Source organism: Kitasatospora sp. NEAU-CNBT7 (assembly GCF_057220535.1).
Window position 1 is genome coordinate 1 of sequence record NZ_JBXQQB010000126.1, and the last position, 1,729, is coordinate 1,729.

3 protein-coding genes are annotated in these 1,729 nt (G+C 67.6%); 1 reads left to right on the forward strand and 2 read right to left on the reverse strand.

Features of this window, described 5'->3' with window-relative positions:
- A partial coding sequence (locus AC2TEW_RS38975; protein ID WP_484627744.1) for a transposase occupies positions 1–354 on the reverse strand: 354 nt, incomplete at its 3' end.
- On the reverse strand, positions 258–659 hold the full coding sequence (locus AC2TEW_RS38980; RefSeq protein WP_484627785.1) for a transposase: 402 nt from the start codon (positions 657–659) through the stop codon (positions 258–260). The genes AC2TEW_RS38980 and AC2TEW_RS38975, both read right to left, overlap by 97 nt.
- An 858-nt stretch (positions 660–1,517) precedes the next feature.
- Between AC2TEW_RS38980 and AC2TEW_RS38985 the strand changes: the two genes are divergently transcribed.
- Positions 1,518–1,729 (forward strand): transposase (locus AC2TEW_RS38985; protein ID WP_484627855.1); only part of this gene is annotated, 212 nt, incomplete at its 3' end.

The following is a 1,729-nucleotide window of genomic DNA, read 5'->3' on the forward strand; positions in this document are numbered from 1 at the left end:
GAGCTTGCCAAGTCCCTTGATGTCGGGCTGCCCCTTGCGGGAGATGACCGGCAGGATCCCGCGCCTGCGGAGTTCGCGCCGGTTGGGGTTGCTGTCGTAGCCCTTGTCACCGAGGAGGGCGTCGGGGCGCTTGCGGGGATGGCCGACCCGGCCGGCCACCGGCGGTACTCCGTCCACCAAGGCGAGGGTCTGGGTGACGTCGTTCACGTTGGCCGCGGTGGTGATCATGTGGAGCGGGGTGCCGCCACCGTCACAGATCAGGTGGTGTTTGCTGCCTGTCTTGCGGCGGTCGACCGGCGACGGGCCCGTCGCCGGTCCCCTTTTTTCGCGCGTACGTGGGAGGCGTCCACGCACGCGCGGCTCCAGTCCAGTTCGCCAGCCGCGTTGAGCTCGGCGAGCAGTATCCGGTGCAGCCGGTCGAAGACGTCGGCCTCCTGCCAGCGCTCCAGGCGCCGCCAGCATGTCTGGCCTGAGCCGAAGCCCAGCTCCAGGGGCAGCTGCTGCCACGGGATCCCGGTGTAGAGAATGAAGAGGATGCCCTGCAGGCAGAGCCGGTCCGACACGGGCTTCGGTCCCGGTGACCGCTCGGGCCAGGCCGGCAGGACCGGCTCGATCATCGCCCACAACTCGTCATCCACGGCCCACGGCTTGGTGCTCACGCCATCACGAACAGCTCAATCGTCGTACCGGTTACGGCCGACCTGCACCGATTCACAAGATCGTGTTACGAGCTCTTTGCGAGGAAGGGGAGCCGAAATTGTCCAAGCCGGCTCCTCGAGGAAGCCAGAAGCCTCGACGTCGAGCCGCCTCACCTCTACGCGCTTGGATACTCGCATAATAATTGCGATGGAACGTGCGCTCGCGCCGGAAAGACTCAATGGATCTTGACCCTCAGAGAGTTCCCGGAGCGTTATGCAATGGCCGAGAAGAGAGAGGAAGAGTTCCGCGAGAAGTATGGCGACTATTCCATTCTCAAGGATCAGCGGAACGGCGTGACATATTGACTGACACTTCGCCAGCTGCGTCTTCGTCAGGAGGCTCTGCAACGGGCCCGTTCATAGCAGGGAAATCGCGGGATGGCAGGGACAGACCGATGCCATCCCGCTGCCCGGCTCGGTTCGCGACCGCCGTGGTCGGGGAGGTCGCTCCGCCCGGCCTCTCGAGGGCGTGTTCACGAGTGCGGTCCGTCGCCGCCCGGCCCCTGCAGTTCGCCCGGGTCCGACCGACTGGAGCAACTCGCCCGGCGCCTGGGCGCCACCGAGGCGGCCGGCCTCGGCCGGGCGGAATGCGCCCGGCCGAGGGCGATGGATTGCCAACGACCGCTCTCGGGGGCGCCCGGCCGGGCCAAGGCCGGTGGGCGCCACCGCTTGCGGGCTAGAAGGAGCTGGAGAACATCAATCCGCCCTCGCCGAGGGTGCGCCGGACCGGAGCCAGGTCCGGCTCCTCGGTGTATGTGTTGCTCAGACCGCGTTTGAGATCTGCCGTGTCCCGTTGCCGAGGCGTTCGTTGAGCCCTCTGTGAGCGGTGTTGGGGGTGGGTATCCGTCGGACCTGACGGACGAGCAGTGGGCGCTGGTGGAGCCGTTGCTCCCGCCGGCGCGGGTGGGTCCGAAGGGTGGCCGGCGGGAGAAGCATCCGCGGCGGCGGATCGTGGACGCGATCTTCTACGTGGTGCGGACCGGGTGTGCCTGGCGGCAGCTGCCGAAGGACTTCGCGCCGTGGCCGACGGT